At 71.0% G+C, this 22,296-nt stretch carries 18 protein-coding genes; 1 reads left to right on the forward strand and 17 read right to left on the reverse strand.

The window, feature by feature from the left end; genetic code table 11:
* Positions 1-95 precede the first annotated feature (95 nt).
* The 5 genes from PV679_RS18320 to fmt form a co-directional block, all read right to left on the reverse strand.
* Positions 96-1,562 carry a GuaB1 family IMP dehydrogenase-related protein gene (locus PV679_RS18320; RefSeq protein ID WP_319681486.1) on the reverse strand — a complete coding sequence of 489 codons (1,467 nt, stop codon included), beginning with the start codon at positions 1,560-1,562 and terminating at the stop codon, positions 96-98.
* A 239-nt stretch (positions 1,563-1,801) separates the two neighbouring features.
* Positions 1,802-2,851: a sugar-binding domain-containing protein gene (locus tag PV679_RS18325; protein ID WP_319681374.1), complete on the reverse strand. Its 1,050-nt coding sequence runs from the start codon at positions 2,849-2,851 to the stop codon at positions 1,802-1,804.
* Between the two features lie 79 nt (positions 2,852-2,930).
* The gene (gene rpe / locus PV679_RS18330; protein ID WP_319681375.1) at positions 2,931-3,614 is read right to left on the reverse strand and encodes a ribulose-phosphate 3-epimerase; all 684 of its coding nucleotides are present in this window, start codon (positions 3,612-3,614) and stop codon (positions 2,931-2,933) included.
* A 160-nt stretch (positions 3,615-3,774) separates the two neighbouring features.
* Positions 3,775-5,208 (reverse strand): RsmB/NOP family class I SAM-dependent RNA methyltransferase, encoded by a 1,434-nt coding sequence (locus tag PV679_RS18335; RefSeq protein ID WP_319681376.1) that lies wholly within the window; start codon positions 5,206-5,208, stop codon positions 3,775-3,777.
* Between the two features lie 32 nt (positions 5,209-5,240).
* The gene (gene fmt, locus PV679_RS18340; protein WP_319681377.1) at positions 5,241-6,185 is read right to left on the reverse strand and encodes a methionyl-tRNA formyltransferase; all 945 of its coding nucleotides are present in this window, start codon (positions 6,183-6,185) and stop codon (positions 5,241-5,243) included.
* 248 nt (positions 6,186-6,433) lie between these two features.
* On the opposite strand from fmt, the gene PV679_RS18345 reads away from it, so the two are divergent.
* Positions 6,434-6,976 (forward strand): hypothetical protein, encoded by a 543-nt coding sequence (locus PV679_RS18345; RefSeq protein ID WP_319681378.1) that lies wholly within the window; start codon positions 6,434-6,436, stop codon positions 6,974-6,976.
* Positions 6,977-7,149: 173 nt separating this feature from the next.
* On the opposite strand, the gene PV679_RS18350 is transcribed toward PV679_RS18345, so the two are convergent.
* The 12 genes from PV679_RS18350 to PV679_RS18405 form a co-directional block, all read right to left on the reverse strand.
* On the reverse strand, positions 7,150-9,294 hold the full coding sequence (locus PV679_RS18350) for a primosomal protein N' (protein ID WP_319681379.1): 2,145 nt from the start codon (positions 9,292-9,294) through the stop codon (positions 7,150-7,152).
* A gap of 124 nt (positions 9,295-9,418) precedes the next feature.
* Positions 9,419-10,627: a methionine adenosyltransferase gene (gene metK / locus PV679_RS18355; RefSeq protein WP_319681380.1), complete on the reverse strand. Its 1,209-nt coding sequence runs from the start codon at positions 10,625-10,627 to the stop codon at positions 9,419-9,421.
* Positions 10,628-10,975: 348 nt separating this feature from the next.
* Positions 10,976-12,205, reverse strand: coding sequence for a bifunctional phosphopantothenoylcysteine decarboxylase/phosphopantothenate--cysteine ligase CoaBC (coaBC, locus tag PV679_RS18360; RefSeq protein WP_319681381.1), 1,230 nt, complete (start codon positions 12,203-12,205; stop codon positions 10,976-10,978).
* A 97-nt stretch (positions 12,206-12,302) separates the two neighbouring features.
* Positions 12,303-12,575, reverse strand: coding sequence for a DNA-directed RNA polymerase subunit omega (gene rpoZ, locus PV679_RS18365; RefSeq protein ID WP_003970369.1), 273 nt, complete (start codon positions 12,573-12,575; stop codon positions 12,303-12,305).
* A 119-nt stretch (positions 12,576-12,694) separates the two neighbouring features.
* A complete protein-coding gene (gene gmk, locus PV679_RS18370; RefSeq protein WP_319681382.1) occupies positions 12,695-13,258 on the reverse strand; it encodes a guanylate kinase in 564 nt (187 codons plus the stop codon).
* A gap of 38 nt (positions 13,259-13,296) precedes the next feature.
* Positions 13,297-13,620 carry an integration host factor gene (locus PV679_RS18375; protein WP_319681383.1) on the reverse strand — a complete coding sequence of 108 codons (324 nt, stop codon included), beginning with the start codon at positions 13,618-13,620 and terminating at the stop codon, positions 13,297-13,299.
* A gap of 251 nt (positions 13,621-13,871) precedes the next feature.
* Entirely contained in the window at positions 13,872-14,726 is an 855-nt protein-coding gene (pyrF, locus tag PV679_RS18380; protein ID WP_319681384.1) for an orotidine-5'-phosphate decarboxylase, read from the reverse strand.
* Positions 14,723-15,832 carry a quinone-dependent dihydroorotate dehydrogenase gene (locus tag PV679_RS18385; protein ID WP_319681385.1) on the reverse strand — a complete coding sequence of 370 codons (1,110 nt, stop codon included), beginning with the start codon at positions 15,830-15,832 and terminating at the stop codon, positions 14,723-14,725. Before PV679_RS18385 ends, pyrF begins: the two co-directional genes overlap by 4 nt.
* Before the next feature lie 86 nt (positions 15,833-15,918).
* Positions 15,919-19,239: a carbamoyl-phosphate synthase large subunit gene (gene carB, locus PV679_RS18390; protein ID WP_319681386.1), complete on the reverse strand. Its 3,321-nt coding sequence runs from the start codon at positions 19,237-19,239 to the stop codon at positions 15,919-15,921.
* A complete protein-coding gene (gene carA / locus PV679_RS18395) occupies positions 19,232-20,401 on the reverse strand; it encodes a glutamine-hydrolyzing carbamoyl-phosphate synthase small subunit (protein WP_319681387.1) in 1,170 nt (389 codons plus the stop codon). Before carA ends, carB begins: the two co-directional genes overlap by 8 nt.
* A complete protein-coding gene (locus tag PV679_RS18400; protein ID WP_319681388.1) occupies positions 20,398-21,012 on the reverse strand; it encodes a hypothetical protein in 615 nt (204 codons plus the stop codon). The genes carA and PV679_RS18400 overlap by 4 nt, the downstream gene beginning before the upstream one ends.
* A complete protein-coding gene (locus tag PV679_RS18405; protein ID WP_319681389.1) occupies positions 21,009-22,295 on the reverse strand; it encodes a dihydroorotase in 1,287 nt (428 codons plus the stop codon). The genes PV679_RS18400 and PV679_RS18405 overlap by 4 nt, the downstream gene beginning before the upstream one ends.
* Position 22,296: the final 1 nt, after the last annotated feature.

Raw genomic sequence — 22,296 nt, forward strand, 5'->3', positions numbered from 1 at the left:
TATGACGTGCACACAGTTGGCAAACCAGGCTCCGCGAAGCAACGCACGAAGAAGTCAACGACCCCGCGTCCACGCCGCACAGGTTAAAGATCAAGCTAGCTCCAGCTCGCGTGCAGCGGCTTTCCCTCGGCGTATCCGGCGGCGCTCTGGACCCCGACGATCGCCTTCTCCGCGAACTCCTCCAGAGAGTTCGCTCCGGCGTAGGTGCAGGAGGACCGCACTCCGGCGATGATCGAGTCGATCAGGTCCTCGACACCGGGGCGGGACGGGTCGAGGAACATCCGCGAGGTCGAGATGCCCTCCTCGAACAGCGCCTTGCGGGCGCGGTCGTACGCCGACTCCTCGCTCGTACGGTTACGCACCGCGCGGGCGGAGGCCATGCCGAACGATTCCTTGTAGAGGCGTCCGTCGGCGGCCTGCTGAAGATCACCCGGGGACTCGTACGTACCGGCGAACCAGGATCCGATCATGACATTGGACGCGCCGGCGGCGAGTGCCATGGCGACATCGCGCGGATGCCGGACCCCGCCGTCGGCCCATACGTGCTTGCCGTACTTCTTCGCCTCGGCGGCGCACTCCAGCACGGCGGAGAACTGCGGCCGGCCCACGCCGGTCATCATGCGCGTGGTGCACATGGCGCCGGGTCCGACACCGACCTTGATGATGTCCGCGCCGGCCTCGACGAGATCGCGTACACCCTCGGCGCCGACGATGTTGCCCGCGACGACCGGCACCTGCGGGTCGAGCGCGCGCACGGCCTTGACGGCGGCGATCATCGACTCCTGGTGGCCGTGCGCCGTGTCGACGACGAGCGTGTCGACGCCCGCGTCGAGAAGCTGCTTGGCCTTGCCCGCGACATCGCCGTTGATGCCCACGGCGGCGGCGATCCGCAGCGTGCCCCGGGCATCGGTGGCCGGCGTGTAGAGCGTCGCGCGCAGGGCGCCCTTACGGGTGAGGATGCCCACCAGCCCGCCGTCGGCGTCGATGGCCGGCGCGAGCTTGCGGTTGGCGTTGTCGAGGGTGTTGAACGCCTCACGCGGGTGCATGTCCGCCGCGATCAGCAGCAGATCCTTCGACATGACCTCGGAGAGCTGGGTGAAGCGGTCGACGCCGGTCAGATCGTGGTCGGTGACGATCCCGACGGGCCGCCTCTCCTCGTCCACCACAACACCCGCGCCGTGCGCCCGCTTGGGCAGCAGGGACAGCGCGTCACCAACGGTCTGGGCGGGCGCGAGGACGATCGGCGTGTCAAGGACCAGATGGCGGGACTTGACCCAGGAGACGACATCGGCGACGACCTCGATCGGGATGTCCTGCGGGATGACGACGAGCCCGCCGCGCCGGGCGACGGTCTCGGCCATCCGGCGGCCCGCGATCGCGGTCATGTTCGCGACGACGAGCGGGATGGTCGTACCGGTGCCGTCGGGCGAGGAGAGGTCCACACCCTGCCGCGAGCCCACGGCCGAACGGCTCGGCACCATGAACACATCGTCGTAGGTGAGGTCGTAAGGCACGGAAGGATTCGGCAGAAGCTGACCGGTGCCGGGCTCAAGGAAACGCATAATGACCATTTTCCAGATGAAACGGCGCAGGTCGCTCTCACGAAGGACACAGAAAAACGCCCCCACGATCTTCTGTTCTCCGAAGAGAGGTGGGGGCTCCGCGTCAGACAGGAGAACCTGCCTTACTCGTGGAGCCTACCCGAAGCACCGCCCGTCATGGCGGTGAGCGGCTCACGGGTGCACTGGAGACCGGTGACCCGCTCGGTGAGCCGCTCGGAAGTCCGAGCGCGCCCGGTCGGTCAGTCGCCGTCCGGGTCGCGGCGCTCCAGCGCGGGCCGGGGCGCCGGCGTGAACCGCGTCAGCAGGAAATCCGCGGCGACGGTGTCGGTGACCAGGCTGGTGACGAGTCCCGAGCGGAGCACGGCCCCGATCGCCTCGGCCTTGCGCAGCCCGCCCGCGATCGCCACGACCTCCGGGATACGGCGCAGCCGGTCGGCCTCGACCGTGATGCAGCGCTCGCCGAGATCGCGGCCGACCCGCCGGCCCTCCGCGTCGAAGAGATGCGCGGACATCTCGGCGGCGACACCGAGCGAGGCGTAGTGGCCGCGCTCCTCGTCGGTGAGCATGTCGTGCACGGTGGAGATGCCCGCCTCCCACGACCCGATGGAGACGGCCGCGACCGTGACCTTGTCGAAGTACTCGAAGGCGCGCGCGATACCGGGCTGGGCGCGCAGCGCGGCGGCGGTCGCCGTGTCGGGCAGCAGCATCGGAGCGTAGATGGGGTGCGCCTCTCCCCCGGACACCTGCGCGGCCCGCCGGACCGCCTCGACCGAGCCGCGCTCGGCCGTGCCGGCGTCGTACACACCGGTGAGCTGGACGACCGTACAAGGCGGCAGCCGGTCGAGCGCGGCCGCCATATGGATCGTGGACCGGCCCCAGGCCAGACCGAGCACATCGCCTTCGGTCACCAGTTCGCCCAGCAGATCGGCGGCGACCTCGCCCAGGTTCTCCGGGTCGGGCGACTCTTCCGTGCCCTCCGCCGGCGACTCGACGACCACCGCGTGCCGCAGGCCGTAGCGGGCGCGCAGCGCGTCGGAGCGTTCCGCGTCCAGTTCGGCGGGCACGCGGATCTCGATCCTCACGAGATCGCGCTCCAGCGCCGTCTCCAGGACCCGCGCCACCTTGAAGCGGCTGACGCCGAACTCCTCCGCGATCTGGATCTTGGACTTGCCTTCCAGGTAGAAGCGACGGGCCATGGCCGCCGCCTGCACCAGCTCCGCGGGTCCCATCCGCAGGGCTGGTCGACCCGCCGCCATACCAGACACCGCTGTCTCCTCACTGCTGCGCATACTCGGGATTCGCTGTCCATCCTGTCAGATCCAGCGGCCCCTGATCAGCCCCGATGGGTCCCGTTCACGTTCCTGTGGCTCAGTGGCCGCACGCCCAGGAAGAGGCTGCCGTGGCCTCGTCCGCCTGGTTGCGCAGCATGCGTACCGCGGCCGCCGGATCGTCCGTCCCGTACACCGCGGAGCCGGCGACGAAGACATCGGCGCCCGCCTCCGCGCATCGCTCGATCGTGCCGGCCGAGACCCCGCCGTCGACCTGGAGCCACAGCTCAAGACCGTGCTTGGAGATCAGCTCCCGGGTACGGCGGATCTTGGGCAGCATGATGTCCAGGAACGCCTGCCCGCCGAAGCCCGGCTCGACGGTCATGATCAGCAGCATGTCCAGCTCGGGAAGCAGATCCTCGTACGGCTCGACGGGCGTCGCCGGCTTCAGCGCCATGGACGCTCTGGCGCCCTTGGCGCGGATCTCGCGCGCGAGCCGTACGGGGGCGGCGGCGGCCTCCGCGTGGAAGGTCACCGAACCCGCGCCCGCCTCGACGAACTGCGGAGCCCACCGGTCCGGAGCCTCGATCATCAGATGGCAGTCCAGCGGGATGTCCGTCGCCCGCGCGAGCGCCTCGACCACCGGCACGCCCAGGGTCAGATTGGGCACGAAGTGGTTGTCCATGACATCGACATGGAGCCAGTCGGCGCCGTCGACGGCTTTGGCCTCCTCGGCGAGACGCGCGAAGTCGGCGGACAGGATGCTGGGGTTGATCTGGGCCATGTGCCAAGCCTGCCATGCTCCGGACCACTTCCCGACACCGATGCGGACCTCGGTACGGACCAATGCCGGGCGGCAGGGGCACAGTCCGCGCAATCCGCGCGTTTCCGCGCCCGCGCCGGGGCCGTCCCGTCCCGCCGCGGCCCCGGCGCCGACCGAGAGGTCAGGCCGTGCGACGCAGCAGCGCCAGATACATCGCGTCCGTACCGTGGAGATGCGGCCACAACTGGACGTCCGGGCCGTCTCCCAGCGCCGGTACACCGGGCATCAGCGGCCGGGCGTCCATCCACTCGGCCTCGGCGGCCGGGCCGCCGCGTCCTTTGAGCACGTCCTCGACGACGACCCGGGTCTCGGCGAGATGCGGTGAACAGGTCGCGTATCCGACGACACCGCCCACCCGTACCGCGCTGAGCGCCTCCCGCAGCAGCGAGCGCTGGAGCGGCGCGAAGCCCTCCAGGTCCTCGGGCCGCCGCCGCCAGCGCGCCTCCGGCCTGCGCCGCAGCGCGCCGAGGCCCGAGCAGGGCACATCGACCAGCACCCGGTCGAAGGATCCCGGGACCCATGGCGGGCGGGTGCCGTCCGCGGTGATCACCTGATAGGGGCCGGGATTCCCGGCGAGCGCGCGTTCGACGAGCCGCGCCCGGTGTGGCTGCTTCTCGGCGGCCAGCAGCGAGGCGCCGCGTCCGGCGGCCAGCGCGGCCATCAGCGCCGCCTTGCCGCCGGGTCCCGCGCAGCCGTCGAGCCAGCGCCTGTCGGGGCCGTCCAGCGGCGCGTTGGCGACGGCGACCGCGACAAGCTGACTGCCCTCGTCCTGGACTCCGGCCCGCCCGTCGCGGACGGCGTCGAGGGCTCCCGGTTCGCCGCCCTCCGCGAGCCGTACCGCGTACGGCGACCAGCGTCCCGGCAGCCCGGACTCCTCGCCCAGCGCGTCCATCAGCTCATCGGTGGTGGCGCGGCCGGGCCTGGCGACCAGGGTCACCTCCGGCCGTTCGTTGTCGGCCTCCAGCAGATCCTCGATACCTGCACGGCCGCCGCCCAGCGCGTCCCAGAGCGCGGAGACCACCCAGCGCGGATGCGAGTGGACGACCGCGAGATGGTCCTCGGCGTCCTCGTCGTACGGCGGCGCGACCCGCTCCAGCCAGGTGTCCAGGTCGTCCTGCGAGATCTTCCGCAGCACCGCGTTGACGAATCTGGCGCGTCCGTCGCCGAGCACCACCCGGGCCAGCTCCACGCTCGCGGAGACCGCGGCATGGGTCGGGATCCGGGTGCCCAGGAGCTGGTGCGCGCCGAGCGCGAGTACGTCGAGCACCGGCGGATCGACCTCGCGCAGCGGCCGGTCGACGCAGGCCGAGATGATCGCGTCATAGGTGCCCTGCCGGCGCAGCGTCCCGTACACCAGCTCGGTGGCGAGGGCCGCGTCCCGGGTCTCGAAATCGCCTTTCTCCCGGGCCTTCCTGAGCAGCGGCGGCAGCACGAGATTCGCGTACGCGTCCCGCTCGTCGACGGCCCTGAGCGCCTCGAAGGCGAGAATCCGCACGGGATCCTTCTTGGGGCGGCGATACGGCTTGGCGGGACGGCGAGGGGCCTGCTCGTTCAAAGGTGCTCCGCGGTGAGAAGAGTCGATCCCTCTCAGCGTACGTCCGCCGCGCCGAGCCGTTCGCCCGGGGCGATCCGTACGCCTCGCGCCCAGTCGGCGGCGCGCATCGGCTTCTTTCCCTGCGGCTGGACCCAGAGCAGCTCGACGTCGTGGGAGCCGGTGCCCGCGTACACGTTGTTCTTGCCGACGGCCAGCTCGCCGGGCGCCAGTTCCGTACGTCCGGGAAGCAGTGCCAGATGGACCAGCTTGAGCCGCTCCGCGCGGAACACGGTCCAGGCGCCGGGCGCGGGTGTGCAGGCGCGGACGACCCGGTCCACCCGGAGCGCCGGCGCCGACCACTCCACCCGCGCGTCCTCGACGGTGATCTTCGGCGCGAGCGAGATGCCTTCGGTGGGCTGCGGTACGGGCTTGAGGGAGCCGTCCTCGATTCCGTCCATCGTCGCGGCGAGCAGCCCGGAGCCGGCGAAGGCCAGCCGGGTCAGCAGATCGCCGCTGGTGTCGGAGGGCCGTACCCGCTCGGTGATCACGCCGTACACGGGGCCCGAGTCCAGCCCTTCCTCGATCTGGAAGGTGGCGGCGCCGGTCATCTCGTCGCCCGCCAGGACGGCGTGCTGCACGGGTGCGGCGCCGCGCCAGGCGGGCAGCAGCGAGAAGTGCAGATTCACCCAGCCGTGGACGGGCACGTCGAGGGCGACTCTGGGCAGCAGCGCGCCGTACGCGACGACGGGACAGCAGTCGGGGCCGATCTCGCGCAGCCGCGCCAGAAAGTCCTCGTCGCGCGGCTTCGCCGGCTTGAGCACCTCGATACCGGCCTCCTCCGCGCGCTGCGCGACCGGGCTGGCGACCAGCCTGCGTCCGCGCCCGGCGGGCGCGTCGGGCCGGGTCACGACGGCTACGACATCGTGCCGGTCGGAGGCGATGAGTGCGTCCAGGGCGGGTACGGCGACCTCGGGGGTGCCGGCGAAGACGAGCTTCATCGGTGGCTCACTGCCTCTCGGACTGGTGTGTACTCGCGGACGGGTACGTGCGGTGATCGAGCAGCGCACCAGTCTATGGGCCCCTGGCTCGGGGGGCGTACGACGGACCGCGCGCCCCGCACATATGCGGATACGCCCCCGCAGCGTGACCACAACGCCGGGTGGCGCGTTGTCAAGAGAGATTGACCAGTACGGGCCGCACCGGTGCGGCCCGGATCCTTTTCAACGCCGGTTCGAGAGGCTTGTTCATGGCCGACCACGCAACCCACGACGCACAAGCCCGGGCAAGTCTGCACCTGTTGGTGCGGGACATCGAGCGGGTCCGGCGCCAGGTGGACGCGCTGCGTACCCTCACCGCCCAGTTGGGCAATGTCTACCGCCCGCGCCGCTCGGGCCCGTCCACGGGATTCGTCGTGTACGGCAGAGCCCCGGCACCGACCGTCCGCCTCGCGCAGGAGCTGAGGGACAGCGTCGAGACCCTGGTGACCGCGGCAGTGGATTTCGACCGCTCGCTGGGCTTCTCGTGGGACGCGGTGGGCTCGGCGCTCGGTGTCACCAAGCAGGCGGTGCACCGGCGTTACGGCACGCGGCGGGCCGCGCAGCAGCCCCACACGGTCGAGGCGGACCGCCCGCAGGACACCACCGCGCCCCGGCCGCCGCTGTCGGCGGTACCGGGCACCGTGCCCGCGGTTCCCGCGGCGCGATCGATGCCGCCGCAGCCGACGGCGAGCAGCCACTCCCTCCGTGAGGAAGCCCGCCCGGGTGCCTTTCCCGGGCCACGAGGCGGCTGACCCGCCCGCCGCTCATGTCCTTCCTGACCGGCCTTCGCGGATCGGCCCGCGAAGACCGAGGGACAGGCCCGGGAGCGGCGACACGAACGGGGCGGTGCGGCCGGCAGCCGCACGACCGCACCGCCTCCGGCCGGCGACCGCCGCCGTATCAGCGGCGGCGCGGCGCTCCGGCCTCAGCCGATGTCCGGTGGATCGATTCTCACGCGTACCGGATCGCCGCCGCCCTTGGCCAGCCGCGCCGCCTGCGCCGCCTTCAGCGCACCGGCCAGAGCGGCGCCGCTGCCCTGCGGGACGCGCAGCAGGGCCCGCTCCCAGTGCTCGCCCGGTGGAGGATCGCCCGGTCTGCGCGGCCTGCCCGGCTCCGCGAGCGGCAGTGGCACGGGCCCGAGCACCTCCGCGTCGCCCGGCAGTCCGGCGGTCGCCAGGAACGCGCTGACCACCTCCGCCCGGCCGGTCACCGTGGCCATCCGTGACACCGGCGGAAATCCCAGCTCCGCCCGCTCCGCCAGCTCCCGCCGGGCGTGCCCGGTCGGATCCCAGCGCACCAGCGCCTGCACCGGCCGCAGCGTCGGCTCGGCGATCACGACGACCGTGCCGCCCTCGCTCTGGCCGCGCACCAGCGAGCTCGCCTGGATCCAGCGGCGCAGGGCCTCCTCTCCCGCGCGCAGATCCGGCCGCCCGAGCATCGCCCAGCCGTCCAGCAGCAGCGCCGCCGCGTAACCGCCCTCGGCCACCGGCTCCGCGCCGGGAGTGGAGACGACGAGCGCGGGGCGTCCCGGCACGGAATCGAGCACATGGTCACGTCCCGAGGTGCGGACCGGAACGGCCGGGAAGGCCCGGCCCAGCTCCTCCGCCGTCCGGCGCGCACCCACGATCCGCGCGCGCAGCCGAGCACCGCCGCACTCCGGGCAGCGCCAGTCCCGCTCCTCGCGGCCGCACCACGAGCAGTGCAACTCCCGTTCCCCCGCGGCCTCCAGTGGTCCCGCGCAGCGCAGGCACCGCGCCGGGGTACGGCAGCGCTCGCACGCCAGCCGGGGCACATAGCCGCGCCGGGGCACCTGCACCAGCACCGGTCCGCTCTTCAGCCCGTCCCGGACCGCCTGCCAGGCGAGGCTGGGCAGCCGGGCGGCGCGCGCCGCCTCGTCCCTCGCCAGTTCGCCGTCGCCGACGGTCCGCACCAGCGGCGCGGCCACCCGCACCTGTTCCCGTCCCGCCGCCAGCGGCAGCGCCCAGCCCGTGTCGACAAGCTGGGCCGCCTCGACCGTGCAGCCCGTACTGCCCAGCAGAAAGCCGCACTTGTCGTGAGCGGCGCGCAGCAGCAGCACCTCCCGGGCGTGCGGCTGCGGTGCGTGCTGCTCGCTGTGGCTGCCGTCGCCGTCGTCCCAGATGGCCACCAGCCCGAGGTCCTGGACCGGCGCGAACATCGCCGCACGGGTTCCGACGACGGCCCGCACCGAGCCGCGCCGTACCGCGAGCCATTCCCGGTAGCGCTTCTCCGGCCCGGCCTCGGCCGTCAGCAGTGCGTGCCGGCCTTCGCCGAGCAGCGCCCTGAGCGCGGCGTCGAGCCGCGCCGCGACCCGCCCGTCCGGTACGACGACAAGCGCGCCGCGCCCCGAGGCCAGCGTCGCCGCCACGGCCCGGGCCAGCTCGTCCGCCCAGTGCGGGCCGGGCAGCGCGGTCCATACGGCCCGCGGCGCGCCGCCTCCGGCGAGCGCGTCGAGGAACGCCGCTCCCTTCTCGTACCGCTCCCAGGTCCCGGCCTCCGGCGCGGCCGGAGGCGGCAGCGGCTCCGGAGAGGGCTTCGACTCGGCGCGTGCGTTCCTCGGCGGGACCGCGAGCTGCAGCACGTCCGCCAGGCTGCCGGCGTAGCGGTCGGCGACGGCCCGCGCCAGCGCGAGCAGCTCCGCGCCGAGCACGGGCTCCGGCGACACCACTCCGGCGAGCGCGGCGAGCGGTCCCGCGTAGTCGGACTCGGCTCGCCGCTCGACGACGAATCCGTCGATCAGCCGGCCGCCCTCGCGCCGCCCGCCGCGCACCTGGTGCGCCCCGGCGCCGAATCGCACCCGCACCCGCACTCCGGGTCGCGCGGCTTCGTCCAGCTCCGCCGGCACGGCGTAGTCGAAGAACTGGTCGAGGTGCAGCACGCCCTTGTTGACCACGACCCGCGCGACCGGCAGCTCCTCGGCCAGCGCGGCCCCGCGCCAGGTCCGCGGCTTCGCCCGCGGCACCTTGGCCTTCCGCACGCTCTCGCGGATGAGCGCAAGCTGCTCGGGCCCGCCACCGGCGGGATCCTCGGGCTGCTTGTCGTCGCTGCTCACAGCTTCATAACTACCAGACCGCACTGACAACGCGGGCCACGGAACCCGGCGGCGGGCAGGCACCGGACGGCCCCGGACCGTCGTGCGGTCCGGGGCCGTCGTGGTGAGCGGGTGCGGCCGGGGCTCAGACTCCGGCGGCCTCGCGCAGGGCGTCCACGCGGTCCGTGCGCTCCCAGGTGAAGTCGGGAAGCTCCCGGCCGAAGTGGCCGTACGCCGCGGTCTGCGCGTAGATCGGGCGGAGCAGGTCCAGGTCGCGGATGATCGCGGCCGGACGGAGGTCGAAGACCGTGCCGATGGCCTGCTCGATCTTCTCGGTGTCGACCTTGGCGGTGCCGAAGGTCTCGACGAAGAGACCGACCGGCTCGGCCTTGCCGATCGCGTAGGCGACCTGGACCTCGCAGCGCGAGGCGAGGCCGGCGGCCACCACGTTCTTGGCGACCCAGCGCATCGCGTACGCGGCCGAGCGGTCGACCTTGGACGGGTCCTTGCCGGAGAAGGCGCCGCCGCCGTGGCGGGCCATGCCGCCGTACGTGTCGATGATGATCTTGCGGCCGGTCAGGCCGGCGTCGCCCATCGGGCCGCCGATCTCGAAGCGCCCGGTCGGGTTGACCAGCAGGCGGTAGCCCTCGGTCTCCAGCTTGATGCCGTCGTCGATGAGCTCCTTGAGGACATGCTCGACGACGAACTCGCGGATGTCGGGAGCGAGCAGCGAGTCCAGATCGATGTCGGACGCGTGCTGCGAGGAGACAACGACCGTGTCGAGACGGACGGCCTTGTCGCCGTCGTACTCGATGGTGACCTGCGTCTTGCCGTCAGGACGCAGATACGGGATGGTCCCGTTCTTGCGGACCTCGGAGAGGCGGCGCGAGAGCCGGTGCGCCAGGTGGATCGGAAGCGGCATCAGCTCGGGCGTCTCGTCGCACGCGTAGCCGAACATCAGACCCTGGTCGCCGGCGCCCTGCTTGTCCAGCTCGTCCTCGTCGCCCTCGACCCGCTTCTCGTACGCCGTGTCGACGCCCTGGGCGATGTCGGGCGACTGCGCGCCGATGGACACCGAAACGCCGCAGGAGGCGCCGTCGAAGCCCTTCTTCGAGGAGTCGTAGCCGATCTCCAGGATCTTGTTCCGCACAAGCTGGGCGATCGGCGCGTACGCCTTGGTGGTCACTTCGCCGGCCACATGGACCAGACCGGTGGTGATCAAGGTCTCCACGGCGACCCGGGAGGACGGGTCCTCCTGGAGGAGCGCGTCAAGAATGGTGTCGCTGATCTGGTCAGCGATCTTGTCGGGGTGACCTTCGGTCACGGACTCCGAGGTGAACAGACGGCGGGACACATCGCTCCCTGAGGTTGCAGCGGCTGCTGGCTGATCATTGGCGGACCGGCGGGAGGCTGCAGGCCCCGCGACGGTCCACGACCACTTTATCGGTCGTATGGGACCACGGGGCCAGGTGTCTCGGTCTGTGGGAGTCCCGTCGCCCGCGGCACTGCATTATGCGGTACGGCGATCGGCCCTGGCCAGAGATGACTACGCCGGGTTTCATCGGGTTTCGACCATCGGAGCGACACATCCGAAGGAACGCCGCGAAAGGGACGCAACAAAGAATTCATACGTCCCGCGTCCCGGCAGCGGGAAGCCGCGTCGCGGTCCGGCGCCCGGACGCCGGTTCCCGCCCGGTCGCGGTCAGCCGCCGGCCTCTCCCGTACGCGCCCGGCCCAGCCTCGGTACCACCAGATCCCACACGACATCCGCCAAGGCCTCCTTGGGCCCGTACGGCACAGGTGTCTCGCCGCCGTCCGCCGCCAGCACGACCGCTTCGTTCTCCTCGGCGCCGAATGTCCTGCGCTCTCCCACCTCGTTCACGACCAGCAGGTCGCATCCCTTGCGCAGAAGCTTCCGGCGGCCGTTGGCGAGGACATCGTCCGTCTCCGCGGCGAAGCCGACGACCACCTGCTCCGGCCGTGCCCGTTCGGCGGAGATCTCGGCGAGGATGTCCGGGTTGCGGACCAGCGCGACGGGCGCGGGCTCCGCACCGTCCTTCTTCTTGATCTTGCCTTCGGCGTAGACCGCCGGCCGGAAGTCCGCGACGGCGGCCGCCATGACCACGGCATCGGCCTCACCGGCGGCCTTCAGGACGGCCTCACGCAGTTGTACGGCCGTCCCGACATGGACCACGTCCACTCCGGCGGGGTCCGTCATCCCGGTGTTGGCCTCGATCAGGGTGACCCGCGCTCCGCGGGCCGCCGCCGTACGGGCCAGCGCGTATCCCTGCTTTCCCGAGGAGCGGTTGCCCAGATAGCGCACGGGATCGAGCGGTTCGCGCGTACCGCCCGCGCTGACCACGACATGGCGGCCGGCCAGGTCGGGCCCGGACACGCCGCGTGCCAGGACCCGGCGGCAGACCTCGAAGATCTCTCCGGGATCGGGAAGCCGGCCCTTGCCCGTGTCGACGCCGGTGAGACGGCCGACGGCGGGCTCGATGACGACGGCTCCGCGCCGGCGCAGCGTCGCGACGTTCTCCTGGGTGGCCGGGTGCTCCCACATCTCGGTGTGCATGGCCGGTGCGAACACGACGGGACAGCGCGCGGTCAGGAGTGTGTTGGTGAGCAGATCACCGGCGAGACCGTGCGCGGCCCTGGCGAGCAGATCGGCGGTGGCCGGAGCGACGACGACCAGATCGGCGGACTGCCCGATCCGTACGTGCGGCACCTCGTGGACGTCGGACCAGACCTCGGTGGAGACCGGATGACCGGAGAGGGCCGACCAGGTCGCGGCCCCGACGAAACGCAGGGCCGAATCGGTCGGTACGACCCGTACGTCATGGCCGGATTCGGTGAGCCGCCGCAGCAGCTCGCACGCCTTGTACGCGGCGATCCCGCCCGCGACCCCCAGAACGACCTTCGGCTTGTCCACCGTGTCTCCCCTCCTGCGTCCCAGACATGACACCACCACATGACACACCACAGGCCCGGCAGTCGCGCTGCCGGGCCTGGATGAAGAGCGTGTGCGCCTACTGGGCCGGGCCCTCGATGGCCTCGGAGGTCAGCAGTCCCGCGTTGATCTCACGCAGGGCGATCGAGAGCGGCTTCTCGTGGACATGGGTGTCCACCAGCGGACCGACATACTCCAGCAGGCCCTCACCGAGCTGCGAGTAGTACGCGTTGATCTGACGCGCGCGCTTGGCCGCGTAGATCACGAGGCTGTACTTCGAGTCAGTGGCTTCAAGCAACTCGTCAATCGGCGGGTTGATGATGCCCTCGGGCGTGGTGATGGAAGAGGACACTCTCTGGACCTTCCGAAGATAATTCAGGAAAACGGAAAACAGTCAGAAGACTGGTGGCGCCGAGAACACTCGGCACCGGTGACGCCGGAGCACACGAGGTGCGAGGAAATCACAGAAGATCAAGCAACTGCCATCAAGGCTAGCAGCTCGCGTGAGACGTCCTCGACCGAGGTGTTGACCAGCGTCGTATCGAACTCCGATTCGGCGGCCAGCTCCACCTGAGCGGCCTCCAGCCGGCGCTCGATCACCTCGGCTGATTCGGTGCCCCGGCCAGTGAGGCGGCGCACCAGTTCGTCCCAGCTCGGCGGAGCCAGGAAGACCAGCCGGGAATCGGACATCGATTCCCTGACCTGCCGGGCGCCCTGGAGATCGATCTCCAGCAGTACCGGCTCGCCGGCCTCCAGGCGGTCGAGGACCGCCCGGCGCGGAGTGCCGTAGCGATTGCCCGCGAACTCCGCCCATTCCAGCAGCTCACCATTTGCGACCAGCTTGTCGAATTCCTCGTCGGAGACGAAGAAGTACTGGACGCCGTGGCGCTCGCCGGGGCGCGGTTTTCTGGTGGTGGCCGACACCGAGAGCCATACCTCGGGGTGGACCTTGCGCATATGGGCGACGACCGTGCTCTTACCGACCCCGGAGGGGCCGGAGAGCACGGTCAGCCGCGGTCGTGCCTCTGCTGCCATGCAGCGATTATCCAGGTTTCCGGGGGTGCCCGGAAACGTCAGGCGCCACCGCCGCCGAACTCGCGCTCCAAGGAGGCGATCTGGTTGGAGCCGAGACCACGCACACGGCGGCTCTCGGAAATACCGAGCCGCTCCATGAGCTGCTTGGCGCGGACCTTGCCCACGCCGGGCAGGGACTCAAGCAGGGCGGAGACCTTCATCTTCCCGATGACGTCGTTCTCCTGACCCTGCTTGATGACGTCATGGAGGGAGGCGCCGGAGTGCTTGAGTCGATTCTTGACCTCGGCCCGCTCCCGGCGAGCCGCGGCGGCCTTTTCGAGCGCGGCTGCGCGCTGTTCAGGGGTAAGGGGCGGAAGAGCCACGCCTACGTCACCTCGGATGTCGAACTGTCGGATACGGACCGGTGAGGGACCTGATCGCCCCACACCAGGCGAGCAACGGGCAACGCACTGCACGTTGGCTCTCGACGGAGACTAGCGGCCAAGGCCGCCTGAGTCAGCGAGAACAGACGAAAAGTCCTGGTCAGCATCGATCGACCGCGACATTTCGTGCATATTGGCCCGCTTTTCTTCTCAGAACTCTGTCATCGGGCGTCCCACGCGGTGCCGAATCCTCACCGCGCGGCGCCGACGGCCGTCCTCACCTCGTCGGCGAAGCGCTCCGCGGCGGCCCGCAGCGCGCCGGTGTCAGGACCGTGCCGCAGGACGCCTCTGCTGACGCTCGGGACCACATTGCCGACCGCGGCGCCGAACACACCGGGGAGATCCTGAGGAGTCGCACCCTGCGCGCCGATCCCGGGAGCGAGCAGCGGTCCGTTGATCGCGAGATCCACGCCCGCGTCGCCGAGGGTCGCGCCGACGACCGCGCCGACCGACCCGAGCGGTGACGCGCCCGCGTTCTCGGCGGCCATGTGGTCGAGCATGAGCTGGGCGAGCGAGCGGCCGTCGGCCGCGGTGGCGCGCTGCACCTCGGCACCCTCCGGATTGGAGGTGAGGGCCAGCACGAAGACGCCGGCGCCGGAGCCGGCCGCCGCGTCCAGTGCCGGGCGCAGCGAACCGAAGCCGAGGTACGGCGAGACCGTGACCGCGTCCGAGAAGAGCGGCGAGTCCTGGTCCAGATAGGTCGCGGCGTACGCGGCCATCGTCGAGCCGATGTCGCCGCGCTTGGCGTCCATCAGGACCAGGGCACCGGCCGCCCGCGCCTCCTCGACGGCCTTCTCCAGCACGGCGATGCCGCGCGAGCCGAACCGTTCGAAGAACGCCGACTGCGGTTTGAGTACGGCGACCCGGTCCGCCAGGGCCTCGACCGTCGTACGGGTGAAGCGCTCCAGGCCCGCGATGTCGTCGTCCAGGTCCCACGCCCGGAGCAGCGAACCGTGCGGGTCGATGCCGACGCAGAGCGGACCACGGGTGTCCATGGCGCGGCGCAGGCGGGCGCCGAAGGGCTCCAGAGGGCTGGTGGGGCTCATGCGGTGGCCTTCCTGGTGTCGGCGCCGACGGCCTCGGCGAGCGTGGCGTAGGGGCCGGCGGCCAGGCGCGCGGCGAGGCCCTTGTGGATCGCACGGCTCCAGAACGGGCCCTCGTAGATGAAGGCGCTGTAACCCTGGATCAGCGTGGCACCGGCGAGGATGCGCTGCCAGGCGTCCTCGGCGTTCTCGATGCCTCCGACTCCGACCAGCGTGATCCGGTCGCCCACCCGCGCGTACAGCCGGCGCAGGACCTCCAGCGAGCGCGCCTTGAGAGGCGCGCCGGACAGTCCGCCGGTCTCGGCGGTCAGCGCCGGGCCGGACACCAGCCCGAGCTCGTCGCGCGCGATCGTGGTGTTGGTGGCGATGATGCCGTCCAGGCCCAGCTCGACGGCCAGATCGGCGACGGCGTCGATGTCCTCGTCGGCGAGATCGGGCGCGATCTTGACGAGCAGCGGGACGCGGCGGTGCGTGACGGTGCGGTCGGCCGCCTCGCGTACGGCGGTCAGCAGTGGCCGCAGCAGTTCGACGGCCTGGAGGCTGCGCAGTCCGGGAGTGTTCGGCGAGCTGACATTGACCACGAGATAGTCGGCGTGGCCGGCCAGCCGCTCCGTCGAGGTGACGTAGTCGCCGATCGCCTCACTCTCGGGGACGACCTTGGTCTTGCCGATGTTGACGCCGACGGTGGTGCGGAAGACCGCGTGGCGGGCGGCGAGACGTGCCGCCACCGCCGCGGAGCCCTCGTTGTTGAAGCCCATGCGGTTGATCAGCGCGCGGTCGGCCACCAGGCGGAAGAGCCGGGTCGGCGGATTGCCGGGCTGCGGCTCGGCGGTGACCGTGCCGATCTCGATGTGGTCGAAGCCGAGCATCGACATGCCGTCGACGGCGACGGCGTTCTTGTCGAAACCGGCGGCGAGCCCGAAGGGGCCGTGCATCCGCAGGCCGAACGCCTCGGTGCGCAGCTCCTGGAAGCGCGGCGCGAGGACGGCGGCGAGGACGGTGCGCAGGACGGGGACGCGGGCGGCGAGCCGGATCCACCGGAAGGCCAGCCGATGGGCCCGCTCGGGGTCCATCCGCCGGAAGACCAGCCTGAAGAAGAATCGGTACATGGAGTGTCTTTCCTCATGAGAAGGGGGACACCGCTCCGGTGTCCCCCTTCGGGCCTGCTGCTGGAAGGCTCAGTCCTCCGGAGGGCTCAGTCCTCGCGGGCCGCGATCAGATGCCGCGCGTGCTCCTGGAGGGACCGGACGCCGACGTCGCCGTGGTTGAGGGCGTCGATGCCCTGGACCGCGGCGGCCAGCGCCTGGACGGTCGTCAGGCACGGGACGCCGCGCGCCACGGCCGCGGTACGGATCTCGTAGCCGTCGAGACGGCCGCCGGTGCCGTAGGGCGTGTTCACGATGAGGTCGACCTCGCCGTCGTGGATGAGCTGGACGACGGTCTTCTCACCGTCCGGCCCCGGGCCCTCGCTCTGCTTGCGTACGACGGTGGCGCTGAGGCCGTTGCGCTTGAGGACCTCGGCGGTGCCGGAGGTGGCGAGCAGCTCGAAGCCGTGCGCGACCAGTTCGCGCGCCGGGAAGATCATCGAGCGCTTGTCGCGGTTGGCCACGGAGATGAAGGCGCGGCCCTTGGTGGGCAGCGGGCCGTAGGCCCCGGCCTGCGACTTGGCGTACGCCGTGCCGAAGGCGGAGTCGATGCCCATGACCTCACCGGTGGAGCGCATCTCCGGGCCGAGGACGGTGTCCACTCCGCGGCCGTGGATGTCGCGGAAGCGGGACCACGGCATCACGGCCTCCTTGACGGAGATCGGCGCGTCGAGCGGCAGCGTGCCGCCGTCGCCGTGCGCGGGCAGCAGGCCCTCCTCGCGCAGCTCGGCGATGGTGGTGCCGAGCGAGATGCGGGCCGCGGCCTTGGCGAGCGGTACGGCGGTCGCCTTGGAGGTGAAGGGCACCGTCCGGGAGGCGCGCGGATTGGCCTCCAGGACGTACAGGATGTCTCCGGCCATCGCGAACTGGATGTTGATCAGACCGCGGACGCCGACGCCCTTGGCGATCGCCTCGGTGGAGGTGCGCAGCCGCTTGATGTCGAAGCCGCCGAGGGTGATGGGAGGCAGCGCGCACGCCGAGTCGCCGGAGTGGATGCCGGCCTCCTCGATGTGCTCCATCACGCCGCCGAGGTACAGCTCCGTGCCGTCGTACAGCGCGTCGACGTCGATCTCGATGGCGTCGTCGAGGAAGCGGTCGACCAGCACCGGACGGCTGGGGCTGATCTCGGTGGACTCGGCGATGTATGTGGCGAGCCGCTCCTCGTCGTACACGATCTCCATGCCGCGGCCGCCGAGGACGTACGACGGCCGTACGAGGACGGGATAGCCGATCTCGTCGGCGATGGCCTTGGCCCCGGCGAAGGTGGTCGCGGTGCCGTGCTTGGGCGCGGGCAGCCCGGCCTCTTCGAGGACCCGGCCGAAGGCGCCGCGGTCCTCGGCGGCGTGGATCGCCTCCGGCGGCGTGCCGACGACCGGTACGCCGTTGTCCTTGAGTGCCTGGGCGAGACCGAGCGGCGTCTGGCCGCCGAGCTGCACGATGACGCCGGCCACCGGTCCCGCGAGCGTCTCGGCGTGCACGATCTCCAGGACGTCCTCCAGGGTGAGCGGCTCGAAGTAGAGCCGGTCGGAGGTGTCGTAGTCGGTGGAGACGGTCTCGGGGTTGCAGTTGACCATCACGGTCTCGTAGCCGGCCGCGCTCAGCGCGAAGGAGGCGTGCACACAGGAGTAGTCGAACTCGATGCCCTGGCCGATGCGGTTGGGACCCGAGCCGAGGATGATCACGGCGGGCTTCTCGCGCGGCGCGACCTCGCTCTCCTCGTCGTACGAGGAGTAGAAGTACGGGGTCTTCGCGGCGAACTCGGCGGCGCAGGTGTCGACCGTCTTGTAGACCGGACGCACTCCGAGCGCGTGCCTGACCTCACGGACCACGTCTTCGCGCAGACCTCGGATCCCGGCGATCTGCGCGTCGGAGAAGCCGTGCCGCTTCACCTCGGCGAGCAGCTCGGGCGAGAGCTTCGAGGCACCGGCCAGCTCGTCCGCGTACTCCTTGATCAGGAAAAGCTGGTCGACGAACCAGGGGTCGATCTTCGTCGCGTCGAAGACCTCCTCGGGCGTGGCGCCGGCCCTGATGGCCCGCATGACGGTGTTGATCCGGCCGTCGGTGGGGACCTTGGCGGTCTCCAGCAGCGCGTCCTTGTCCGCCGGAGTGCCCGGGTCGCCGGTGAAGGAGAACTGGCTGCCCTGCTTCTCCAGCGAGCGCAGCGCCTTCTGGAGTGCCTCGGTGAAGTTACGGCCGATGGCCATGGCCTCGCCGACCGACTTCATGGTGGTGGTGAGGCTGGCGTCGGCGGCCGGGAACTTCTCGAAGGCGAAGCGCGGCACCTTGACGACGACATAGTCGAGCGTGGGCTCGAAGGACGCGGGGGTCTTCTCCGTGATGTCGTTCGGGATCTCGTCCAGCGTGTAGCCGACGGCGAGCCGGGCCGCGATCTTCGCGATCGGGAAGCCGGTGGCCTTGGAGGCGAGCGCGGAGGAGCGGGAGACGCGCGGGTTCATCTCGATGACGATGACCCGGCCGTCCTCGGGATTGACCGCGAACTGGATGTTGCAGCCGCCGGTGTCGACACCGACCTCGCGGATCACGGCGATACCGATGTCCCGCAGGATCTGGTACTCGCGGTCGGTGAGCGTCATCGCGGGCGCGACGGTGATCGAGTCGCCGGTGTGCACGCCCATCGGGTCGAAGTTCTCGATGGAGCAGACGACCACGACGTTGTCGTTCTTGTCGCGCATCAGCTCCAGCTCGTACTCCTTCCAGCCGAGGATGGACTCCTCCAGGAGCACCTCGGTGGTCGGGGAGAGCATCAGCCCCTGACCGGCGATCCGGCGGAGGTCCTCCTCGTTGTGGGCGAAGCCGGAGCCGGCGCCGCCCATGGTGAAGGAGGGACGGACGACGACGGGGTAGCCGCCGAGTGTCCCGACGCCGGACAGGACGTCGTCCATGGAGTGGCAGATGACCGAGCGGGCCGACTCGCCGTGGCCGATCTTGGCGCGTACGGCCTCGACGACCGCCTTGAACAGATCGCGGTCCTCGCCCTTGTTGATCGCCTCCACATTGGCGCCGATCAGCTCGACGCCGTACTTGTCGAGGGTGCCGGCCTCGTGCAGCGAGATCGCGGTGTTGAGCGCGGTCTGGCCGCCGAGGGTGGGCAGCAGCGTGTCGGGACGCTCCTTGGCGATGATCTTCTCGACGAACTCGGGCGTGATCGGCTCGACGTAGGTCGCGTCGGCGATCTCCGGATCCGTCATGATCGTGGCCGGGTTGGAGTTGACCAGGATGACGCGCAGGCCCTCGGACTTGAGGACGCGGCACGCCTGGGTGCCGGAGTAGTCGAACTCAGCGGCCTGGCCGATGACGATCGGTCCTGAACCGATGACCAGGACGGACTGGATATCGGTGCGCTTAGGCACGCTGGCCCTCCATCAGGGATACGAAACGGTCGAAGAGGTACGCGGCGTCGTGCGGGCCCGCGGCCGCCTCGGGGTGGTACTGGACGCTGAAGACCGGCCGGTCGAGCATCCGGAGGCCCTCGACGACGTTGTCGTTGAGGCAGACATGGGAGACCTCGGCGCGGCCGTACGGAGTGTCGGAGACCCGGTCGAGAGGCGCGTCGACGGCGAATCCGTGGTTGTGGGCGGTGACCTCGACCTTGCCGGTCGTGCGGTCCTGCACGGGCTGGTTGATGCCTCGGTGGCCGTACTTCAGCTTGTACGTGCCGAAGCCGAGCGCGCGGCCGAGGAGCTGATTGCCGAAGCAGATGCCGAAGAGCGGCGTGCCGCGTTCCAGTACGCCCTTGACGATGCCGAGGTCGGCGGTGGCCGGGTCACCGGGACCGTTGGAGAGGAAGACGCCGTCGGGACCGGCCGCGTACACCTCGTCGAGAGTGGCGGTGGCGGGCAGTACGTGCACCTCGATGCCGCGTTCGGCCAGCCGGTGCGGGGTCATTCCCTTGATGCCCAGGTCGAGCGCGGCGACGGTGAAGCGCTTGGTGCCGATGGCGGGGACGATGTACGTCCGCTCCGTGGCGACCTCGGCGGAGAGGTCGGCTCCGGTCATCTCCGGAGCCTGCCGCACCCGCGCCAGCAGCGCCGCCTCGTCGGCCGGTGCCGTGCCGGAGGCGCCGGTGAGCGCCTCGCCGGAGAAGATGCCGACGCGCATCGCGCCGCGCTCGCGCAGATGGCGGGTGAGCGCGCGGGTGTCGACACCGCTTATGCCGACGACGCCCTGCGCGACCAGCTCGTCGTCGAGCGAGCGCCGCGAGCGCCAGTTGGACGGTGTCCGCGCCGGGTCGCGGACGACATAGCCGGAGACCCAGATCCGCCGCGATTCGGGGTCCTCGTCGTTGACGCCGGTGTTGCCGATGTGCGGGGCGGTCATGACGACGACCTGGCGGTGGTACGACGGGTCGGTGAGCGTCTCCTGGTAGCCGGTCATGCCGGTGGAGAACACCGCCTCGCCGAAGGTCTCCCCCACGGCCCCGTAGGCACGGCCGCGGAAGCTGCGGCCGTCCTCCAGGACGAGTACGGCGGGAAGCGCCTCTCGCTGGGCGGTTCCCCGGGTGGAGGTGGTCATCGTGCGGGGCCTTCCGTCGTGATGGATGTCGTGAGGGATCGGGTCATGGAGTTGATGGCGCCGGCCCAGGCGGTGTGCTCGGCGGAGCGGTCGGAGCGGAAGCCGGAGTCGATCAGCGTGTCGCCGTGCTGCCAGGTGACGATCAGCAGACCGCCCTCCGCGAGGACCTTGCCCGCGATGCCCTTGTCGAGCCGGGCCTCGCGGAGCTGTCCGGCCGGGATGAAGAAGTCGTTCGCGCCGGGGCGTACGACCTCCAGACCGGCGTCGGTCAGGGTCAGCTCGGCCTTGCTGCGGGCGCCCAGGCCGTGGGCCACGATGCGGTCGAGCCACTGCCCGGCGGTGGTGGAGCCGTGGTAGCGGCCGGTCAGTACGGGCAGCGGCGTGCCGCCTTCGCCGAGGACGGCCGCGCCGGCTGTCTCCGGCGCCGTGGGCAGCTCCGGCAGCCCGGACTGGAGGCTGCCGCGCCACTTCCATCCCTGGCGCATCAGCCAGTACACGAACGCGATGAAGAGCAGCAGACCGATCACCCAGCCGAGCCGGGCGGCCCAGTCGGTCACATCCGCCGATTTCCGCTCGGCGGCCAGAGTCAGGAGGAGCTTCGCAGTTGTCACGCCAGATTCCCGTCGACGACCGTGGCGCGGCCCCGCAGGAAGGTGTGGGTCACGCGTCCCGGCAGCTCACGTCCCTCGTACGGGGTGTTGCGGCTGCGGGATGCGAAGCCCTTGGGGTCCACGACACCACGGTAAGCCGGATCCACCAGCGTCAGGTTGGCGGGTTCACCGGCCGCCACCGGCCTGCCGTGACCCGCCAGACGGCCGATGCGCGCCGGGCGGAAGGACATCCGGTCGGCGACACCCGCCCAGTCGAGCAGGCCGGTGTCGACCATGGTCTGCTGGACGACGGAGAGCGCCGTCTCCAGGCCCACCATGCCCATGGCGGCCGCCGCCCACTCGCAGTCCTTGTCCTCGTGCGGGTGCGGCGCGTGGTCGGTGGCGACACAGTCGATGGTGCCGTCGGCGAGGGCCTCGCGCAGGGCCGTCACATCGGCTTCCGTGCGCAGCGGCGGGTTCACCTTGTAGACGGGGTTGTACGACCGTACGAGCTCGTCGGTGAGCAGGAGATGGTGCGGCGTGACCTCGGCGGTGACGTTCCAGCCCTGGGATTTCGCCCAGCGGACCAGGTCGACGGAGCCGGCCGTGGAGAGATGGCAGATGTGGACCCGGGAGCCGACATGGGCGGCGAGGAGGACATCGCGGGCGATGACCGACTCCTCGGCGACGGCCGGCCAGCCGCCGAGGCCGAGCTCGGCGGAGACGACGCCCTCGTTCATCTGGGCGCCCTCGGTGAGCCGGGGCTCCTGGGCGTGCTGGGCGATCACGCCGTCGAAGGCCTTCACATACTCCAGTGCCCGGCGCATGATCACGGCGTCGTCGACGCACTTGCCGTCGTCGGAGAAGACCCGGACGCCCGCGGCGGAGTCGTTCATCGCGCCCAGCTCGGCGAGCTGCTTGCCCTCCAGGCCGACGGTGACGGCGCCGACGGGCTGCACATCGCAGTAGCCGGACTCCCGGCCGAGCCGCCAGACCTGCTCGACCACGCCGGCGGTGTCGGCGACCGGGAAGGTGTTGGCCATGGCGTGGACGGCGGTGAAGCCGCCGACGGCGGCGGCCCTGGTGCCGGTGAGGACGGTCTCGGAGTCCTCGCGTCCCGGCTCGCGCAGATGCGTGTGCAGATCGACCAGGCCGGGCAGCAGGATCTGTCCCGCGGCCTCGACGACGGTCGCGTCACCGGGCTCGATCCCGGTGTCGACGCGGGCGATGGTCTCGCCGTCGATCAGGACGTCCCGCACCTCGCCGCCGAGTACCTTCGCGCCCCGTACAAGGGTCTTGCCCATG

The organism is Streptomyces sp. AK02-01A (assembly GCF_033795305.1).
In the GTDB taxonomy this organism is placed as follows: Bacteria; Actinomycetota; Actinomycetes; order Streptomycetales; family Streptomycetaceae; genus Streptomyces.